Source organism: Gemmobacter nanjingensis, assembly GCF_014652195.1.
In the GTDB taxonomy this organism is placed as follows: Bacteria; Pseudomonadota; Alphaproteobacteria; order Rhodobacterales; family Rhodobacteraceae; genus Gemmobacter; species Gemmobacter caeni.
The window spans coordinates 1-1,217 of the sequence record NZ_BMYI01000075.1; the positions used below are offsets into that span (position 1 = coordinate 1).

1 protein-coding gene is annotated in these 1,217 nt (G+C 62.4%); it reads left to right on the forward strand.

The window, feature by feature from the left end; translation table 11 throughout:
- The first annotated feature begins 6 nt into the window (after positions 1 to 6).
- The gene (tuf, locus tag IE126_RS25690) at positions 7 to 1,182 is read left to right on the forward strand and encodes an elongation factor Tu (protein WP_054301627.1); all 1,176 of its coding nucleotides are present in this window, start codon (positions 7 to 9) and stop codon (positions 1,180 to 1,182) included.
- Positions 1,183 to 1,217: the final 35 nt, after the last annotated feature.

Genomic DNA, 1,217 nt, shown 5'->3' on the forward strand with positions numbered 1-1,217 from the left:
GCCCCCATGGCAAAGGCAAAGTTTGAACGGAACAAACCGCACGTCAACATTGGCACGATTGGCCACGTTGACCACGGGAAGACGACGCTGACCGCTGCGATCACCAAGTATTTTGGTGAATTCCGCGCCTATGACCAGATTGACGGTGCGCCGGAAGAGCGTGCTCGCGGGATCACGATCTCGACGGCGCACGTTGAGTACGAATCGGATGCGCGTCACTATGCGCACGTCGATTGCCCCGGCCACGCGGACTATGTGAAGAACATGATCACGGGCGCGGCGCAGATGGACGGCGCGATCCTGGTGGTTTCGTCGGCTGACGGCCCGATGCCGCAGACGCGCGAGCACATTCTGCTCGGCCGTCAGGTGGGCATTCCCTACATGGTCGTGTTCATGAACAAGGTGGACCAGGTCGATGACCCGGAGCTGCTGGAACTCGTGGAAATGGAAATCCGCGAACTGCTGTCGTCGTATGACTACCCCGGCGATGACATTCCGATCATCAAGGGCTCGGCTCTGGCGGCGATGAACGGCACCGACAAGGAAATCGGCGAAGACGCGATCCGCGCGCTGATCGCGGCGGTGGACGAATACATCCCGACCCCGGCGCGTGCTGTGGACCAGCCGTTCCTGATGCCGGTCGAAGACGTGTTCTCGATCTCGGGTCGTGGCACCGTGGCCACCGGCCGGATCGAGCGTGGCGTTGTGAAGGTTGGCGAAGAGCTTGAAATCGTGGGGATCCGCGCTTCCAAGAAGACCGTCTGCACCGGCGTCGAGATGTTCCGCAAGCTGCTGGACCAGGGCGAAGCGGGCGACAACGTCGGCCTGCTGCTGCGTGGCGTGGACCGCGACGGGATCGAGCGTGGTCAGGTGCTGTGCAAGCCGGGTTCGGTGAAGCCGCACACCAAGTTCGAAGCGGAAGCCTACATCCTCACCAAAGAGGAAGGTGGCCGTCACACGCCGTTCTTCGCGAACTACCGTCCGCAGTTCTACTTCCGCACGACGGACGTGACCGGGACGGTGGAACTGCCGGAAGGCACCGAGATGGTGATGCCGGGCGACAACCTGAAGTTCAACGTGTCGCTGATCGCGCCGATCGCGATGGAAGAGAAGCTGCGCTTCGCCATCCGCGAAGGCGGCCGCACCGTCGGCGCCGGCGTGGTGTCGAAGATCATCGAATGATGATCCAAAGACGCGCCCGCAACGGCGTGTCGAAG